The 16907-nt window shown below is 61.6% G+C and carries 18 protein-coding genes; 9 read left to right on the top strand and 9 right to left on the bottom strand.

The annotated features are described in order from the left end of the window. Positions 1-6 precede the first annotated feature (6 nt). The 6 genes from ACMGFM_RS05315 to ACMGFM_RS05340 form a co-directional block, all read right to left on the bottom strand. Positions 7-1068, bottom strand: a complete 1062-nt coding sequence (locus ACMGFM_RS05315; protein ID WP_436901402.1) for a methionine synthase — start codon at positions 1066-1068, stop codon at positions 7-9. Beyond that, positions 1065-2057 (bottom strand): 5-methyltetrahydropteroyltriglutamate--homocysteine methyltransferase, encoded by a 993-nt coding sequence (locus tag ACMGFM_RS05320; protein ID WP_436901403.1) that lies wholly within the window; start codon positions 2055-2057, stop codon positions 1065-1067. The genes ACMGFM_RS05315 and ACMGFM_RS05320 overlap by 4 nt, the downstream gene beginning before the upstream one ends. A gap of 104 nt (positions 2058-2161) precedes the next feature. Continuing rightward, positions 2162-2914, bottom strand: a complete 753-nt coding sequence (locus tag ACMGFM_RS05325; RefSeq protein WP_436901404.1) for a YIP1 family protein — start codon at positions 2912-2914, stop codon at positions 2162-2164. Positions 2915-2991: 77 nt separating this feature from the next. Next, positions 2992-3576: a HemK2/MTQ2 family protein methyltransferase gene (locus ACMGFM_RS05330; protein WP_436901405.1), complete on the bottom strand. Its 585-nt coding sequence runs from the start codon at positions 3574-3576 to the stop codon at positions 2992-2994. Beyond that, complete coding sequence (locus ACMGFM_RS05335; protein WP_436901406.1) at positions 3573-4430, bottom strand: 16S ribosomal RNA methyltransferase A; 858 nt, start codon at positions 4428-4430, stop codon at positions 3573-3575. Before ACMGFM_RS05335 ends, ACMGFM_RS05330 begins: the two co-directional genes overlap by 4 nt. After that, positions 4430-5008, bottom strand: coding sequence for a DUF655 domain-containing protein (locus ACMGFM_RS05340; RefSeq protein WP_436901407.1), 579 nt, complete (start codon positions 5006-5008; stop codon positions 4430-4432). The genes ACMGFM_RS05335 and ACMGFM_RS05340 overlap by 1 nt, the downstream gene beginning before the upstream one ends. A gap of 546 nt (positions 5009-5554) precedes the next feature. On the opposite strand from ACMGFM_RS05340, the gene rpl7ae reads away from it, so the two are divergent. The 5 genes from rpl7ae to ubaA all read left to right on the top strand — a co-directional run bounded on the left by rpl7ae (position 5555) and on the right by ubaA (position 7857). Further along, the gene (gene rpl7ae, locus ACMGFM_RS05345) at positions 5555-5917 is read left to right on the top strand and encodes a 50S ribosomal protein L7Ae (protein ID WP_436901408.1); all 363 of its coding nucleotides are present in this window, start codon (positions 5555-5557) and stop codon (positions 5915-5917) included. Positions 5918-5927: 10 nt separating this feature from the next. After that, positions 5928-6155, top strand: a complete 228-nt coding sequence (locus ACMGFM_RS05350) for a 30S ribosomal protein S28e (protein WP_299278371.1) — start codon at positions 5928-5930, stop codon at positions 6153-6155. After that, positions 6155-6502 (top strand): 50S ribosomal protein L24e, encoded by a 348-nt coding sequence (locus ACMGFM_RS05355; RefSeq protein ID WP_436901409.1) that lies wholly within the window; start codon positions 6155-6157, stop codon positions 6500-6502. The genes ACMGFM_RS05350 and ACMGFM_RS05355 overlap by 1 nt, the downstream gene beginning before the upstream one ends. After that, the gene (gene ndk, locus ACMGFM_RS05360; RefSeq protein WP_436901410.1) at positions 6499-6963 is read left to right on the top strand and encodes a nucleoside-diphosphate kinase; all 465 of its coding nucleotides are present in this window, start codon (positions 6499-6501) and stop codon (positions 6961-6963) included. The genes ACMGFM_RS05355 and ndk overlap by 4 nt, the downstream gene beginning before the upstream one ends. A gap of 84 nt (positions 6964-7047) precedes the next feature. Then, entirely contained in the window at positions 7048-7857 is an 810-nt protein-coding gene (gene ubaA / locus ACMGFM_RS05365; protein WP_436901411.1) for an SAMP-activating enzyme E1, read from the top strand. Here the strand turns inward: ubaA and ACMGFM_RS05370 are convergent. Both ACMGFM_RS05370 and ACMGFM_RS05375 read right to left on the bottom strand, forming a co-directional pair. Beyond that, positions 7854-8807 carry a zinc-dependent metalloprotease gene (locus ACMGFM_RS05370; protein ID WP_436901412.1) on the bottom strand — a complete coding sequence of 318 codons (954 nt, stop codon included), beginning with the start codon at positions 8805-8807 and terminating at the stop codon, positions 7854-7856. The genes ubaA and ACMGFM_RS05370 overlap by 4 nt on opposite strands. A 41-nt stretch (positions 8808-8848) precedes the next feature. After that, complete coding sequence (locus tag ACMGFM_RS05375; RefSeq protein ID WP_436901413.1) at positions 8849-9124, bottom strand: hypothetical protein; 276 nt, start codon at positions 9122-9124, stop codon at positions 8849-8851. 78 nt (positions 9125-9202) lie between these two features. On the opposite strand from ACMGFM_RS05375, the gene ACMGFM_RS05380 reads away from it, so the two are divergent. Then, positions 9203-10258 (top strand): M20/M25/M40 family metallo-hydrolase, encoded by a 1056-nt coding sequence (locus tag ACMGFM_RS05380; protein WP_436901414.1) that lies wholly within the window; start codon positions 9203-9205, stop codon positions 10256-10258. An 80-nt stretch (positions 10259-10338) separates the two neighbouring features. Then, positions 10339-12420 (top strand): DHH family phosphoesterase, encoded by a 2082-nt coding sequence (locus ACMGFM_RS05385; protein ID WP_436901415.1) that lies wholly within the window; start codon positions 10339-10341, stop codon positions 12418-12420. Here the strand turns inward: ACMGFM_RS05385 and ACMGFM_RS05390 are convergent, their stop codons facing one another. Then, positions 12421-12810 (bottom strand): hypothetical protein, encoded by a 390-nt coding sequence (locus ACMGFM_RS05390; protein WP_436901416.1) that lies wholly within the window; start codon positions 12808-12810, stop codon positions 12421-12423. A 96-nt stretch (positions 12811-12906) separates the two neighbouring features. Here ACMGFM_RS05390 and thyX point away from each other — a divergent pair, with 96 nt between their 5' ends. Together thyX and ACMGFM_RS05400 are read left to right on the top strand one after the other, a co-directional pair. Then, positions 12907-13650 (top strand): FAD-dependent thymidylate synthase, encoded by a 744-nt coding sequence (thyX, locus tag ACMGFM_RS05395; protein WP_436901417.1) that lies wholly within the window; start codon positions 12907-12909, stop codon positions 13648-13650. 100 nt (positions 13651-13750) lie between these two features. Then, positions 13751-16873 carry an FAD-binding and (Fe-S)-binding domain-containing protein gene (locus ACMGFM_RS05400; protein WP_436901418.1) on the top strand — a complete coding sequence of 1041 codons (3123 nt, stop codon included), beginning with the start codon at positions 13751-13753 and terminating at the stop codon, positions 16871-16873. The last annotated feature ends 34 nt before the right edge of the window (positions 16874-16907 follow it).

Consider the following 16907-nt stretch of genomic DNA (forward strand, 5'->3'; position numbering starts at 1 on the left):
ACAGACTCAGTCGTCGGCCGAAATCGTCGGCGCGTCGATATCGATTTCGCCGGCGTCGAGTTCTTCTTCGACTTCGCGGGCAGCTTGCACCATGTTCTCCATCTTGCCGTAGGCAACGTCACGCGGGAGCAGTTTCAGGCCACAGTCCGGGCTGATTGTCAACCGTTCTGGCGGGACAATCTCCAGCCCTTTCTTGATGTTCTCCTTTATCTCCTCGACCGGCTCGGGTTCGCGAACGTGGACATCGACCACGCCAAGCGCGAGGTCTTTCGTGAACTCGTGCTCTTTGAACACGTCGAGTTGGTCGTAATCGCCGTTGCAGAGTTCGAGGTCGTACTCCTCGACGGGATAGTCGAGCATCTCGGGGTAGATGCGCGAGTAATCGCCGTAACAGACGTGGAGGCCGAGACGGACGTCGTCGGGGACGTTGTTCGCTATGCGTTCGAGACACTCGCCAACGATGGCGTGGTCGTCTGGCGTCGTCGCCAGCGCGGGTTCGTCAATCTGGATGTACCGCGCGCCAGCCTCGACTAGCCCTTCGATTTCCTCGTTGACCAGTTCGGCCAGTTCGTAGGCCAGTTCTTCGTGGTCCTCGTAGACCTCGTTGAACGACCACTTGGCGAGCGTGTACGGCCCCGTAATCGGGACCTTCACCGGCACGTCGGTGACATCGGTCGTGAACTCGTACTCGGAGATGAGCCACTCTTCGTCGTACTCTACCTCTTCGACGACGCTCGGTTTGTCGAAGTAGTTGTGACCCCAGACCTTCACTGGGCCGTTGAACTCGTAGCCGTCGATGCGGTGGGCGAAGTATTCGACCATCTCGTTGCGCCGCATCTCGCCGTCGACGACGACATCCATGCCGCAGCGTTCGTGCTCTTTGGTGATCAGCCGGGAGGCGTCGTCTTTCGCTTCCTCGAAATTCTCCTCGTCGAAGTCGTGGTCCTCGTCCTCGAAGAGGTCACGCGCACGGTGCAGCCACTTTGGCTTCGGATACGAGCCGACGACAGTCGTCAGCAGGAAGTGGTCGTTGTCGTGATTCTCGGGTCGAAATTGTTCGCGTGTCATGCTGTCACCTCTGTCTTGTTGAGTGCGCCAAGCGCCTCCAGTTTCTCCTCGAAGCGGTTGACCGGCAGGTAGAACGTCTCCGTGTTGGTTGTCGCGTAGATTCGCTCGTAGTCGTTCTGCTGGGTCTGGTCGGTGAACCACTCGATTCGCTCCTCGAGCGTTTCGGGGTCTTCGACCAGCGTGTTCTGGCCGTCGACGATACCCAGTGCAACGTCGTCAGGAGCACCGTACTCCTGTGCGTTGTAGACATTCTGCTCGTGGTCGGAAATCAGGTCGAAGCCGAGCGCGTCGATGTCGGCGTCCATCACGTGGGCGTAGACCTTCTCCTCCAGTGCGCCCCAGTATGGGTGGACAACGACGTCGGCGTCGGTCGCAGCGGCGACGGTGTCGATAGCTTCGCTCGCGCGCTCGTCAGCACCATCGTCAGGCGCATTCTCGACGAGCGATGGTTCGAGCAAAAAGAGCGTCTCGACGTCGGGCAGGAGGTCGGCTTCCTCGGCGAGAAACTCGCCGATAGCGGCCTGGAACGAGGCGTCGTCGCCGTAGTACTCGTCAGTCGCCAGGTCCGCAAGCGAGTACGGTCCGGGGAGTACAGCCTGCAGGTCGTCGGTCTGGGCTGTTGCTGCTTCGAGTTCGTCGGCCACGTCACCACTCGCGGAGAGTTCGTCGGTGACGACCGGGTCTCGGTAGAAGTTGTTGTTGTCGTAGTAGCGGACAATCCCCTGCGTGTCGACGGCGTCGTTGACCGCCAGCGGATGGGCGAGCATATCGTCCCACCGGCCCTGTCCTTCGACGATTCGGTCGAGGCTCGCTGCCTGCTGTGCGTTGATGAACTCTTCGCGGACCTCTGCGTAGGACTGCTGAATCTCCTCGCCCTCGTCGCCGCCGATGAGGTCCACTTTCTGGTTGCCTTTCTGGTCTTTGAGTTGCTCCTTGGCCCAGTCGGGCAATGGATACAACCCCGGTGTCGTCGCAACAATCTCTGTCATTGAATTTGAGTAGGTCATGACGGGCTTTAATATTTTCTCTTTGGATATGCCCATTAGTAATTGCAGCCTACGCCGCCGCGACCCACGACGGGCTAGACGAGCGATTAGTACGGAGACAGAACACTGAGGCCCGGGAGGCCGACTGCCGCAATGAACGCGAGTAACAGCGGAATCATCGCAACGACGGCTCCGCCTCCGGAATCGAGGTCCGCGTCAGCCGCTACCCCGTGGCGGGCAATCCGCCACTGCCACAGGACAATGACAATTGTCGCGAGGAGGAAGGGAAGTTTGTGGTCAGCAAATGCGTAGACAATCAGGTTGTGTTCGTCTGTTAGTGAGAGCACCGCGACCGGAAGCGCGGAGTGGACCACTGCAACAGCGACGCCGAGGTAGACGAAAGCCGGGACAACACACCACGCCGTCACCGCGACCGTGCCGCGCACTGAGGGAGAGCCGCCGACGAGACGGGCGAAGAAGGCAAATCCCATCGTCCCAAGCACCCACAGTATGATGAACGTACGGGCCGCGTGCCAGCCCAACTCAACGAGACTCTCCTGGGCAACTGCCGTTGGTGTGCGGCGGTAAAAATCCGGTTCGGCACATTCTGGGTATGCTTCGGGGCCGTAGGACTGGCAGAGCGACTGTACGGGGTGGTCTGGATTGTCGAGCACGAGTACGTCGACGCTGATAGACGTGACAATCTGATCCGTGACAAAGAGAAGGACTCCTGTGAACGCGAGAGCGAAACCGAGCACAGCAGCAACAGCATACGGCAGCGTCGCTGCTGGGTCGTGGCTCTCGAAGAACTGCCGGGGTGAAAGCAGCAACTCTCGGACGGCGTGGAGGGCTGGTCGCATTGCTTCGCTTCGTGCGCATACTATGAACCACGCATCATATATCTAACGTTATTTCGCCGAAATAAAGGTGACAGGAGTTACCAGAACCGCAGGACGAGCAGTTTCTCGAAGGGATGGCATTCCTCGACTACAATCTCACTCTGAAGCCCGCGCTCACGGGCGTACGCACGAACTTCTTCGGGACTGGTTAGCGTCGAGATGAGCAGGTAAGCCTCGCCATCGGGCCGGAGCACTCGCCCAACTGAATCGAGAAACGGGTCGACCATCGCGCGGCCGTCCTCGCCGCCCGAAAGCGCGCGTTCCATCCAATCGTCCCACTCCTGCTCGGGCGGTGTCGGGAGATACGGTGGGTTACAGACCACTACGTCGAAGGCCTCGTCGCGGAACGGAGACACCATATCGCCACGGACCACCGGAACGCCCGCGTCACGGGCCTGCTCGCAGGCCTCTGGGTTCAGGTCGACACCAAGTGCCTCTGCCTCAGCCTCCCGGCGTAACCGTGTCGCGACGTATCCCGAGCCCGTGCCAACATCCAGGACGCGCTGGCCCGGTTCGACTGCCTCGACAACGGCGTCGGCGAGTAGTTTCGAGTCCTCTGCAGGCTGGTAGACCGTCTCGATATCGCGCTGGTTGGCCAACTGGGGAACGCCCTCGTCAGTCATGCGTCCGGTTCGCCGGGGTCGCCCACATCCCACGCCAGCGTTGCGAGCTGGGCGAACTCTGCCGGCGTCACGTTGCCCGCTCTGGCACTCATCAGTTCCTCGCTTGCGGCGTCAACGACAGCGTCGCCGTCCTGCAGTCCAGAGATGTGGACCGTGTTCCGGACGGCGTTGCGCATCGTCTTCCGGCGCTGTGTGAACACTGCCCGGAGAAACCGCATGAAAAACCCGTCGTCGGGCACGTCGTAATCGGGGTCTCGGGGCCGCGTTCTGATGACGGCGCTGTCGACTGCAGGCTGTGGGTCGAAAGCCTCTGGCGGCACGTCTTCGACGAGTTCGATATCGGCGTAATGGCCGGCAGTCACCGACAGTCGACCGTACTCGTCGGTGCCAGGGTCGGCGGCCATCCGCTCGGCAAACTCCGACTGGAACATCAACACGAGCGGCTTCCCCGTCGGAAGCAGTCGGAAAACGATTTCACTGGAAATTCCGTACGGGAGATTCGAGATTGAGGCGGTGAAGTCGGGCAACTCGACGTCGAGCGCGTCACCCTCGACGACAGTCAGTCGCCCCTCGGAAATTGCCTCGGCGAACTCCGAGCGGAGAAACTCCGCGAGTTCGGGGTCACGCTCAACGACAGTCACCTCGTCGGCGACGGCGAGCAGTCGGTCGGTCAGCGCGCCAGTCCCGCCGCCGATTTCGAGCACGTGGGAGAGGTCCATTTCGCCTGCTGTTGCGTACTCTGGCAGACGGTCGAGCACACGGTCGTCGACCAGAAAGTGCTGGTCTTGATTCGGGTCGCCGGCCACGCCAGCGCGTGCTCGCAAGGCGTCGGGGTCACGGAACTGGCCGGTCATCACTCCTCCTCGCGGGGGGCGAAGATGCGATACTTCAGGTCGTCTTCACGCAGTTCTTCCATAATGCGGTCGACCAGCACCTGCTCTGGGTCGTGGAGGCCGCCGATGCGCTCTTCGAGCTCCTCGAAGCTCTCGAAGGGGTTGCGCTTGCGCTCGTCGAGGATGTTGTTCCGGAGTTTCTTCCCAATGCCAGGGAGGAGATTGAGCTGGTGGAGTCGGAGCGTAATGGGTTGGGCGTCGTTGTAGAAGTCGACGAACCGTTGTTCCTGCTCTTCCACGAGGTCTTCGATGACGTATTCCAGTTCGGACTGGGCACCGCCCGGGAGGTCCTCGTACTCGATGCTGCTGTAGCGGGAGACAAAGTCGGCGGTCGAGAGGTCAACACGGTCACCAATGGAGACGTTCGCGTCGCTGTCGGCGATGACCTCGAACAGCTCGAACTCCTCGGAATTGAGCACGTACGCGAGAGGGTCTTTCTCGTACTGCGGGCGGTCATCCTCAGTGCGGCCGTGCGGGAGGAAATCCAGTACAATATCCGTGGCCACCCCACCGTCGTCGTCGCGTTCGGCGTCGGTCATGTCAAGTACCTACGGCGACCGTTCACTTAAACGTGGGCAAGGCGCGAGGGCGACCGAAGGGAGCCCTCGACATGGCGAGCGGTAAGCGAAGCGCACCGCGAGCAGCGAGGCCGAGCAACGCGAGGCCTCGGAACCGTGAGCGGCGCAGCCGCGAACAGTGGGACCGAGCGTCGCGAGGTCCCAGACAGGCGAACGGCCACGCCGTGAGCCGCGAGGGTGAACACAGTGAACCCTCGACACGGCGAGCGGTAACCGTCAGGGAACCGCGGACCGCGAGGACGACCGCAGGGAGTCCTCGAAAACGTGAGCGGTAAGCGAAGCGCACCGTGAGCCGCGAGGCCTCGGAACCGTGAGCAAAGCCGTGGGCAGCCCTCACAAGCGAGTAAGCCATCGAAAGCGCTTTAGGGGAAGCTAGGCCAGTTGTGAGTACAGCCTGTGCGGGGTTGATGACGCTTCCAGCTCGAATAGGATTTGCCGCCCTCAGGCGGCTGTGGCAGTGCCACAACAGCGGGGAAGTGCGAGCCCACGCGCAGGAGGTGAACAATCATGCCAGTATATGCTGACTTTGACGTCCCTGCAGATCTCGAGGACGACGCACTCAACGCACTCGAGGTAGCACGGGACACAGGATCGGTGAAGAAGGGAACGAACGAAACAACAAAAGCCGTCGAGCGCGGCAACGCAGAGCTCATTTACGTCGCCGAGGACGTCCAGCCCGAGGAGGTCGTGATGCACCTGCCGGAGCTTTCGGACGAGAAGAATGTGCCGTACATCTTCATCGGGACACAGGACGACCTTGGCCGCTCGGCTGGGCTCGAAGTCGGCAGCGCCGCCGCAGCGATCGTCGACGCCGGCGACGCTGAGGGCGACGTCGAGGACATCGTCGACAAGCTCGAGGAGCTTCAGTAGGTGAGCAGAGATGAGCGCAGAGGAATCCGAAGATAGCGGATCGACGGCCGCAGAAGTGATCGAGCTCGTCGGCCGGACAGGGATGCACGGCGAGGCCATGCAGGTCAAATGCCGCATCCGTGAAGGCTCGAACAAAGGGCGTATCATCACCCGGAACGTGCTCGGTCCCGTCCGTGAGGGTGACGTGCTCCAGTTGCGCGAAACAGCCCGCGAAGCCGACCAGATTGGAGGTCAATAATGGTTCAGCAACGCACTTGTGACTACACAGGCGAGGATATCGAGCCCGGAACCGGGAAGATGTTCGTCCTGAAGGACGGTACCGTCCTCTGGTTCAAAGACTCCAAAGCCCAGAAGAACTACATGATGGGCCGCGAGTCCCGGGATCTCGAATGGATCGGCTACGAAGAAGCCGACGCTGAGGAAGCAGACGAATCCGAAGCTGAAGAAGCAGAGCAGGAGGCTGACGAAGAAGACGAAGAAGCTGACGCTGACGAAGCCGAGGAGGCCGACGCTGACGAGTCCGAGGACGAAGTTGACGCAGACTCCGAGGCAGACGAGCCTGAGGAGGAGGAAGCTGAAGCATGAGCGAGGCCGAGCGAACCTTTGTGATGGTCAAACCTGATGGCGTCCAGCGCGGACTCATCGGCAAGATCATCTCGCGGTTCGAGGAGCGCGGACTGAAGCTCGTCGGCGCGAAGTTCATGCAGATCGACCAAGAGCTTGCCGAAGACCACTACGGCGAACACGAGGACAAGCCGTTCTTCGATGACCTCGTTGGATTCATCACCTCCGACCCGGTGATGGCGATGGTCTGGGAAGGACAGGACGCGACCCGACAGGTTCGGAGTATGGTCGGCGAGACCGACCCCGCCGAGTCCCCACCGGGCTCGATTCGCGGTGACTTCGGGCTCGACCTCGGTCGCAACGTCATCCACGCCTCTGACCACGAAGACCCCGGCGCAAACGAACGCGAAATCGACCTCTTTTTCGACGAAGAGGAACTCGTTGGCTGGGAGCGAGTCGACGAAACCTGGCTGTACGAGTAGTCAGATTCCCGCTTTTTCCGCCGCGCAATTTGGCTGAGCAGCAGCGCCCGGCCGATTTTTACCTGTCCCACTCCTAGCAGTTGTATGGGACTCTCTTTGGACGCCGAACAACTCGACCGGTACTCCAGACATATCATCATGGACGAAATCGGGCCGGAGGGACAGGCTGCCGTGCTCGACAGTCGAGTACTGGTCGTCGGGGCTGGGGGGCTTGGCGCACCAGTGTTGCAGTATCTCGCCGCTGCCGGGGTCGGCACGCTCGGCATCGCTGACGACGATGTTGTGGAGCGGAGTAATCTTCAGCGGCAGGTTATTCACGGCAACGACGACGTAGGACGGCCGAAAGTCGACAGCGCCGCGGAGTTCATCAACAACCAGAATCCCGATGTCGACGTCGAGAGCTACGAAACGCGAGTTACACAGGACAACGTCGAGTCACTGATCGAAGAATACGATATTGTCGTCGACGCCTCAGATAACTTCCCGACGCGATTTTTGCTCAACGACGCCTGTATGCTCGCTAACATCCCGCTGAGCCACGGCGCAGTCTACAAGTTCGAGGGCCAGGCAACGACACTAACCGGGGGGCCGTGTTACCGCTGTCTGTTCCCCGAAGCCCCGCCGGAGGGGACGATTCCGAACTGCGCGGAGGCTGGTGTGCTCGGCGTCCTGCCCGGTACGATTGGCGCAATTCAGGCAACAGAGGTGCTGAAGTTGATTCTCGACGAGGGGGATACGCTCGAGGGCCGATTGCTGGCCTACGACGCGAGTGGCATGAGTTTCGATTTCGTGCCAATCGCACCGAACCCAGCGTGTCCAGTGTGTAGCGACCAGGCAAAAATCGAGTCCGTCGCCGACGGCGAGTACGCCGGAGCGTGTACGCTCGGAGACTAGCGGCGGTCCATTCTATCGAGCCACGCCTGCGGGTCGTCGAACTCGGCGTCAGTCGGGAGTGTCTCGGGTGACTCCCAGACCCGGCCAGCAGCCTCGATATCTCGTAATTCGACGACACCATCGAAGAACTCCTTGCCGCGCTCGTACTGTCGGCGTTTCATGCTCAGGCCGAGCAGTCGGCGAATGAGCTGTTCGATTGGGCTGCGCCCCTGCCGTCGCTGGTCGAGTTTTCGCCGCAGGTCCTCGTATTCGTCGTCGAAAGCTTCGTCCATAATGAGTTCAGCGTAGCCCTCGACAGCGGTCATCGTGGTATCGAGTTGGCCGAGATTTTCTTTGTCGATGCTGCCCGTCGAGAGATTCTCGACAGCCTCCATCATCGTCGATTCGAGGTGGTCAGGCAGCCACGGCGCAGCGCCGAACTCGGCAGCGTGGGTCACCTCGTGGAAGGCAATCCAGCGCCGGAAGCGGTCGTAGTCGGTGTCGAGCATGTCGGCAACTCGTTTGATGTTCGGTCGGACGAAATACAGCGCGTGTGCCTCGCCGTCGGCTAATAGGAGTGGGTCGTACTGTCCGAGGACGTGATTCGAGAGAAAAGAGAGTGCAAACGCCATCGAGCCGGTGTTGATAACCCGCGCAAAGCCCGGCATCACCTCGGCCTGTTGCTCAATAGGGTCCATCACGCGCTCGAAGGTTTCGACGTTGGCGTCGAGCCAGTGGTGGCGGTTCATCACCTCGACGCGGTCGGGAAGGTCGAACTCCAGAGCAGTAACCTCACGGACGCGGTCACGCGCGTCACCCACGTCCTCAGCGTAGCCCTGTCGTTCGGCGGCGTCCAGCTCGATATCTCCGGGGGCTGTCGAGGCGCGGGCAGCGTCTGTGACTGCCGCCCAGTCGACCGGCCCGTCGCCGGACGCACCGGTGACGGCCCTGACACTCCGATAGATGCTCATACCTCGAACGAACGGGGTTAAGAATATAGGCCTTTTCGCTGTCAGGCCGGGGCGGTTGGGTCGTCGGCGTCGTCCTCGTCATCGCCGGTGAGGTACTTCACGGCGGCGGTTGCGAGAATCAAAAAGACCAGCACACCGAGCAGGACGAGGCCTTTCGAGCCGCCACCGCTCTCCTCGTCGGGTACGCTCACTGCTTGCTCGTCGGATTCTTCGTCGGTGAACATCTCGTCACTTCCGGGGCTGCCGCTGCTGAACGGAAGGTTGGCGGCGAACGAGCCGTCTTCGACGTTCAGTTCGAAAATCGTGATTTCGACCATACCTACCTGTTCGACCAGCCCACATTTACCCGTTGTGACTATAGCAATTGTTTACACGACAGGGGGGCAACAGAGCGTATGGAGTCACGACAGCGAGCCTTTCTTGACGAGTTGCTCGACACAGCCAGCCCGTCGGGATTCGAGACGGCCACACAGCAGGTCTGGATCGAGTACCTGCAGGAGTACGCCGACGAGGTACGGGCCGACGAGTACGGCAACGCGGTCGCCATCTACGACGGCGGCGACCCAGCCGTCGCACTGGCTGGTCACGGCGACGAAATCGGGTTCATGGTCCGAGACATCGCCGAGGACGGAACGATTCACCTGACGCCAATCGGCGGGTCCGACAGGACCGTCACCCGGGGCCAGCACGTCCAAATCCACACCGGCGACGGGCCGGTGCCCGGCGTCATCGGCCAGACCGCCATCCACATGCGCGACAAGGACACTGAGGATGCCGCGGAGATTGCCGAACAACAGGTCGATATCGGCGCGGCCGATGCCGACGAGGCGGAGGAACTGGTCGAACGCGGCGACCCGATTACCTTCGACCAGACGGTTTCGGAGCTCGAAAACGGCCGTATCGCGGCCCGCGGACTGGACAACCGCGTCGGCATCTGGGCCGCTGCCGAGGGCTTTCGCCGCGCCGTCGCGAGCGAGCCCGAGGCGACAATCTACGCCGTCAGCACGGTTCAAGAAGAACTTGGCCTGCGTGGCGCACAGATGGTCGGCTTCGACCTCAACCCCGACGCGGTGATTGCGACCGACGTGACCCACGCCACCGACGGCCCCGGAGTGCCGGGCAAACACCAGCGGAGCATCGAACTCGGCGGCGGGCCTGCGGTCGGCCGCGGGAGCGCGAACCACCCGAACCTCGTCGCGGCCGTGCGCGAAGTGGCCGAGCGGGAGGCAATTGACATCCAACTGGAGGCACGAGGAAGTCGAACAGGGACGGACGCAGACGCGTTCTACACGGCCCGCGGCGGGACACCCGCGCTGAACGTCGGCGTCCCGAACCGGTACATGCACACGCCCACGGAGACACTCGACCTCGCAGACCTCGACGCGACAGCAGAGCTGTTGGGGAGATTCGCCGCCAGAGCAGAGACGTACGAGTTCGCTGTCGACATCTGAGTTCACACGGAGGAACCAAGCGCGCAGCTGACAGAGCCAATCCGACAACAGTTTTAGGCCGGGTGCCGTTGCTACTGCCAATGGGATCGTGTATCATTTGCGGTTCATCTGTCGATGGACGAGTTTGTGAGCTTCACGAAGAAGATGTCGTGTTCGAGTTCCGGGGGACGCAACCGGACGAGTTAACGTCGAATCGGTACTACCGCGGAACGGTCGACGGCTACGCCGAGTTCGGTATCTTCGTCGACATCGGTGACAGTGTCACCGGTCTGTTGCACAAAAGTGAACTCGACAGCCGCCTCGACAGCATGGACCTCGACCCGGGCGAGACGATTTACGTCCAAGTACAGAACGTCAGAGACAACGGCGACATCGACCTTGGCTGGTCGATCCGCCAAGAGAAATCCCGGTTCCGGGGCGCACTTATCGACGACCCCGACGCCGAGGAGACACTGCTCGACGAGAGCGAAGACGACGAGACGACTGAAGAGACAGCTAGCGTTGGCGACCCAGAACCAGTCGCGAGGTCGAGCGACGACACAGCGGACTCCGAGCCCTCAACGGGCGACGACACCGAGAAAACAGAGGCAGAGCCGGAATCTGAACCAGACACAGCAGACGAACAGCCAGAACAGACCATCGAGTTCGAGCAGACGACGGTCGACCGTCTCGAAGGTCTGGTCGGCGACCGAGTTCGGCTCGAAGGTGAAATCGACTCCGCACGCCAGACCAGCGGCCCGACAGTCTTCCAGCTTCGTGACGAGACCGGCACCGTCGAATGTGCAGCATTCGAGGAGGCAGGCGTCCGCGCCTACCCCGAGGTCGAAGAGGGTGACATCGTCCGAATCGAAGGTGAGGTCGAGCGCCGACGCGGCGACATTCAGGTCGAAACTGAAGGACTCGTTATCCTCGAAGACGACGAGCGAGACGCCGTCACCGAGCGGATGGAAGAAGCAGTCGTCCAGCGCGCCCGACCCGCAGAGTTCGAGGCGCTGACCGAGGACCCAGCAGTCGACGCCGTTGCCGAACCAATCCGTGACGCCGCAACAGCAATCCGGCGAGCGGTCATCGAGGGTCGACCAATCGTCGTCAGGCACGCTGACACGGCCGACGGCTACGCAGCAAGCTCCGCTATCGAGCGGGCTGCGCTGCCGCTGATTCGGGACGAACACGGTGCCGGCGACGCGGAGTATCACTACTTCGACCGGCGGCCACTCGAAGGGTCGGTCTACGACATGAACGACGCGACCAAGGACATCACCACGATGCTCCAGAACCGTGACCGACACGGCGAGACGCTGCCGCTGTTCGTCTTTGTCGGCGCAGGTGGGTCGGCAGAATCCATCGACGGCTTCGACCTGCTCGACACGTACGACGCGCGTCGTGTCGTGGTCGACGAGCGAGCCATCGAGGCGGGCGTTGCTGAAGCTGTCGATATGCTCGTCAGCCCAACGCTCGAAGGCGACTACGAGACGAGCGCAACAGTGCTCGGCGCAACTGTCGCCGCCCACGTCAACCCCGACGTCCGCGAGGAACTGGGTCATCTGCCGGCAGTGAGTTTCTGGGCCGACACACCCGACCAGTACACGGCGCTGGCCGCAGAGACCGGGTACGACGCAGAAGATACCCGAATGCTTCGCGAAGCCGTCGCGCTGGAGGCCTTTTACCAGTCCTACGAGGACAAGCGCGAACTCATCTCCGACTTGCTCTTTGCTGACGAGGCCGACGACCCGGTCGGGCTTGCAGAGCACATTAGCGAGCAGTTCCGGACGCGACTCGACGAAGAGATCGAGACCGCAGAGGCGAACATCGAGGAGCGAACTGTCGACGACGAAAGCATCCTCGTCCTCGACACGGAGTCGTACACCCACCAGTACGAGTTCCCGCCGGTGGCGCTGTTGCTCGACGAACTGGCTCGTCGACACGAGGACGCGGGCGCACTCGTCGGCGTTGGCACTGACGAAGCGTACATTCGGTCCCACGCAGATATCGACGTGCGTGCCCTCGCGGAGAAAGCGAGCGAGGCCGCCCCGAAAGCGGCACTGGACGTTCGTGGCGCCCGAGACGGCCGCATCGAGTTCCTCTCGGGCGAACGCGACGCTGCCAGAGAGGCGCTGGTCGAGAGTCTCGCTGACGAGCTATCGGCACTGCAGACGGCCTGATTACTGTCGGCCGATCCACGTTTTTGCGTCTTCTAGTTCGTCAAATAGCTCTCTGTTAATCGTGTCGTCAGACATCTCGACGACGTTTTCGATGGACATCTCTGAGACGACACTCTCTGGCATGACCATCGCCATGTGTTCGAGTCCCGAATTCTCCGCGCGCGGCGCCCAGTCAACGACCGACCACTGCTGGTCGTCCTGGTCCAGTGGCGGAATCTCACTCGTATCTGCAATGATACGGTCCGAGCCCGTGTCAGCCATTGCGTCGATAATTGAATCCATGTATCGGCGGAACTCATCGCCTTCAGCGTATTCGTCCATTCGTGCAACGATAGCACCTATCTCACTGTCGTAGGTTACCTCTGCGAACCCCTCATCGAAGTATGACATACTACGGCACGGTTGTTTTGTCGAGAGGTTCTTAAAACCAGACCACAGTCCGCCGGGAGAGACAGAAATTTACCCCTCCGGTCCGCCGAGATGAGTATGGAAGTCGAACTGCTGGAAGCGACTGACCGGCCCGAACGGCTGATCTGTCAGGCGGCACGCAACGACTACATGGAGGAGTTCGTCGGGGAGACAGCCTTCGACGAAGTAATGGCGAGTATCGAAGGGGACTCCCTGGACGAGCGCAAAGAGACACTCATCAACCGCCTGCTCGACCACGGCCACTTCGGCCCGTTCGAGCACCCGCAGGCAACCTTCGCAATCAAGGGAATCAGTCGCTCCTGTATGGCCCAGATTACCCGTCACCGACACGTCTCTTTCGACGTGCAGTCGATGCGGTACGTCGCCTTCGACGATATTGACCCGGCGGAAGTCGAGACTGGCGAGATGGTCGTCGTGCCGCCGTCAGTGAGCGACCCGGACTGGGTCGGTCGCAATCAGCAAACCGGCGACGTTGACGAGGAGACTGCACAGCGACGAGAAGAATTGTTCGAGGAAACGATCGAAACGGCGTTCGAGTCCTATCAGGAGTTACTCGACCTCGGTCTGCCGCCCGAGGACGCTCGCTTCGTGCTCCCAATCGGGTCGAAAGTCAATATGGTCATGTCGATGAACCCCCGAATGTTGATGCACGTTGCTGATATGCGGGCCGCAGCCGACAGCCAGTGGGAGATTCGAGATATGACCGAGCGAGTACTCGATCTGGCTGCAGAGTGGTGCCCAATCACCTTCGAGTACTACGAAGAGGAGATGAAAAACCGGAAGAACAGGCTCGCACCGTAGACCAGTCCGCATAGCGGTTGCAGCGGCCGTGTCAGATTTCTCTCCGCCAGCAGTTCGCGCAAGCCGGTGATTTAATCCGTCGCCGACCGAAGCCGTGGACATGGCACGTCGGGACGATTCACGCCGGACGGGGGAGCCGGGAGTTGGAGCGACGCCGGGTAGCCCGGAACGTGACAGCCGGGCGCACTACGATTACACCGGCGGCACCGTCGAGCGTCCGGCCCCGCAGGCGGAGTTACACGAGCGAGTCGACGGCGACGTGCGGTTCGATGACCTCTCACGACAGCTGTACGCGACCGACGCCAGCGCGTACGAAGTGACGCCAATCGGCGTCGTCTACCCAACGTCGACGTCTGACGTCGCGGCAGTTGTCGACTACTGTCACGCCCGAGAGATGGGCGTGCTGCCGCGCGGCGGCGGCACAAGTCTCGCCGGCCAATCCGTCAACGAGGCTGTCGTGCTGGATTTTACCCGATACATGAACGACGTGCGGTCAATCAACCCCGAGGAACGGCTGGCACGAGCACAGCCGGGAGTGACACTTGGCAATCTCAACGCCGCGCTCGAACCCGAGGGGCTGAAGTTCGCGCCGGACCCCGCATGGGGCGAAAAGAGCGCCCTCGGCGGCGCAATCGGAAACAACTCGACAGGGTCGCACTCACTCAAGTACGGGAAGACTGACGCCTACGTCGAGGAGTGCGAGGTGGTTCTCGCCGACGGGACCGTCACCAGATTTGGCACTATCTCGGTCGAAGACCTTCGAGCGGGCGCGGACGGTAAGGGCGACATATCCGCGGCCGAACAACGAATCTACGCGGCAGTCTGTTCGGTGCTCGACAACCGCGAGTTGATCGAGCGGTCCTATCCGGAACTCAAGCGCAACGTCTCAGGATACAATCTCGACAGGCTGGTTGCTGAGGCCGAAGATGGAGACGTGAACCTCGCCCGCCTGTTAGCTGGCAGTGAAGGGACGCTTGCCATCGTTACCGAGGCAACCATCGCGCTCGAACCGATTCCCGCGGAGAAGTCCGTTGCGCTGTTGCGGTACGAGACCGTCGCCGACGCGATGGCTGACGTGGCTCCGATTGTCGAGCACGGCCCGGCGGCCGTCGAGGTGTTAGATGACGTTCTGTTAGAGTTAGCCCGCGACACTGCGGAATTTGGTGAGCTCGTCGACGAGTTGGTTCCCGAAGGAACGGAGGCTGTACTGCTCGTGGAGTTCTACGCCGACTCTGTCGAGGAGGGCCACCAGCAGATCGACAACCTGCTCGCAGACCGACTGCCAGACCGAGAGACCGGCGACGGTAAAACCGAAGCCCAAACGCATGCAACCTCGGCACTCGAGGCCTACGACGAGAGCGAGCGAGCGCGGTTCTGGAAACTCCGCAAGAGCGGGCTGCCAATCCTGCTCTCCCGGACCAGTGACGCCAAACACGCCAGTTTCATCGAAGATGTCGCGGTTCCGCCAGCGTCGCTTCCAGAGTTCGTCGCTGACTTCGAGGAGATTCTCGACGACCACGACACATTCGCGAGTTTCTACGGCCACGCCGGCCCCGGTTGTCTACACGTCCGGCCGCTGATCAATATGAAAGAGGAGACAGGCCTCGAACAGATGAAGGGGATTTCTGAGGCTGTTACTGACCTCGCGGTGAAGTACGGCGGCTCCGTGTCGGGCGAGCACGGCGACGGCCGTGCACGGACGGAGTTCAATCGCAAACTGTACGGACAGGAGGTCTGGGAACTGTTCCGGGAGCTAAAGACCGCGTTCGACCCGAACTGGCTGTTGAATCCGGGGCAGGTCGTGGGCTACGCCGCCGACGAACCGTTGCCCGAGGATACCCCGGGCCGGGCCGTTGCTGTCTCAATGGTCGAAAACCTGCGGTTCTCACCGGAGTACGACGCTGACGTGGACTTCGAGCCAACACTCAACTGGGACAACGACAACGGCGTGCAGGGAATGGTCGAACTCTGTCACGGCTGTGGCGGCTGTCGCGGACCACAGGAGACAACAGGCGGCGTGATGTGTCCGACCTACCGTGCGAGCGAGGAAGAGTCGACGAGTACCCGCGGCCGGGCGAACGCGCTCAGGCAGGCGCTCAGCGGTGACCTCTCGCTTTCGGAGACTGACGAGGAGTTCGCGGCTGAGGTGATGGACCTCTGTATTGGCTGCAAGGGCTGTGCGAAAAACTGCCCCAGTGAGGTCGATATGGCGAAACTCAAGGCCGAGTTCCAGCACGAACAGCACGAGCAGTCGAGTCCGAGCCTCCGTGACCGACTGTTCGCACACGTCGACCGGGTCAGCGCTGTCGGCAGCGCGCTCGCGCCACTGCCCTCCCTACTCCAGCGACTACCGGGAAGCGGACTCGTCACTGAGAAACTGCTCGGCATCGCGCGTGAGCGAGCGTTGCCAACGTTCCGACGCGAGACGCTGGTCGACTGGGCAGAGGACCGCGAGCCCGAGGTATCCGCCGAGACGGCTTCGCGGCGCGTGCTGCTGTTCCCGGACACCTACACCAACTACAGCCACCCAACGGTGGGGAAAGCAGCCGTCGAGTTGCTGGAAGCGGCCGGCGTGCATGTCCAGATTGCCGGGGGTGTGACCGCCAGCGGTCGCGCGGCACACTCGAAAGGATTTCTCGATGCTGCGCGTGAGCGGGCCGAAACCAACGTCACAGCACTCGCGCCGAAAGTTGCGACGGGCTGGGATATTGTCGTCGCCGAACCCTCGGACGCGGTGATGCTGCAGTCAGATTACCTCGACTTGCTCGACGGTGAGGGCGCACAGCGAGTCGCGGCGAATACCTTCGGCTTCTGTGAATATCTCGACCGCTTCCGTCTGGACGAGGCGCTCGAGTTTGAGCCAGCGGAAACCTCGCTGGTCTATCACGGCCACTGTCACCAGAAAGCGCACAGCAAAGACCAGCACGCTGCGGCCGCGTTGCGCCGGGCCGGCTACGAAGTTGACGCACTCGATTCGGGCTGTTGTGGGATGGCTGGCAGTTTCGGCTACGAGGCCGAGCACTACTCGATGAGCCAGTCTATCGCCGAGATTCTCGACGAGCAAATTGAGAACAGTTCGGGCGAGGTAGTCGTCACGCCGGGAGCGTCCTGTCGAAGTCAGGTGGGCCACCGCCGCGATGTCGAGGACCCCTTCGACCGGGCCGGTGACCTTCCACCCCATCCCATCGAGGTGCTGGCGGATAGTTGTTCGAGCGGGTCCTGAAACTGAGTCAGGATATGCCAGTGTCAGGCGTAGT

The sequence above is a fragment of the Halovenus halobia genome, assembly GCF_051414135.1.
GTDB classification, from domain to species: domain Archaea; phylum Halobacteriota; class Halobacteria; order Halobacteriales; family Haloarculaceae; genus Halovenus; species Halovenus halobia.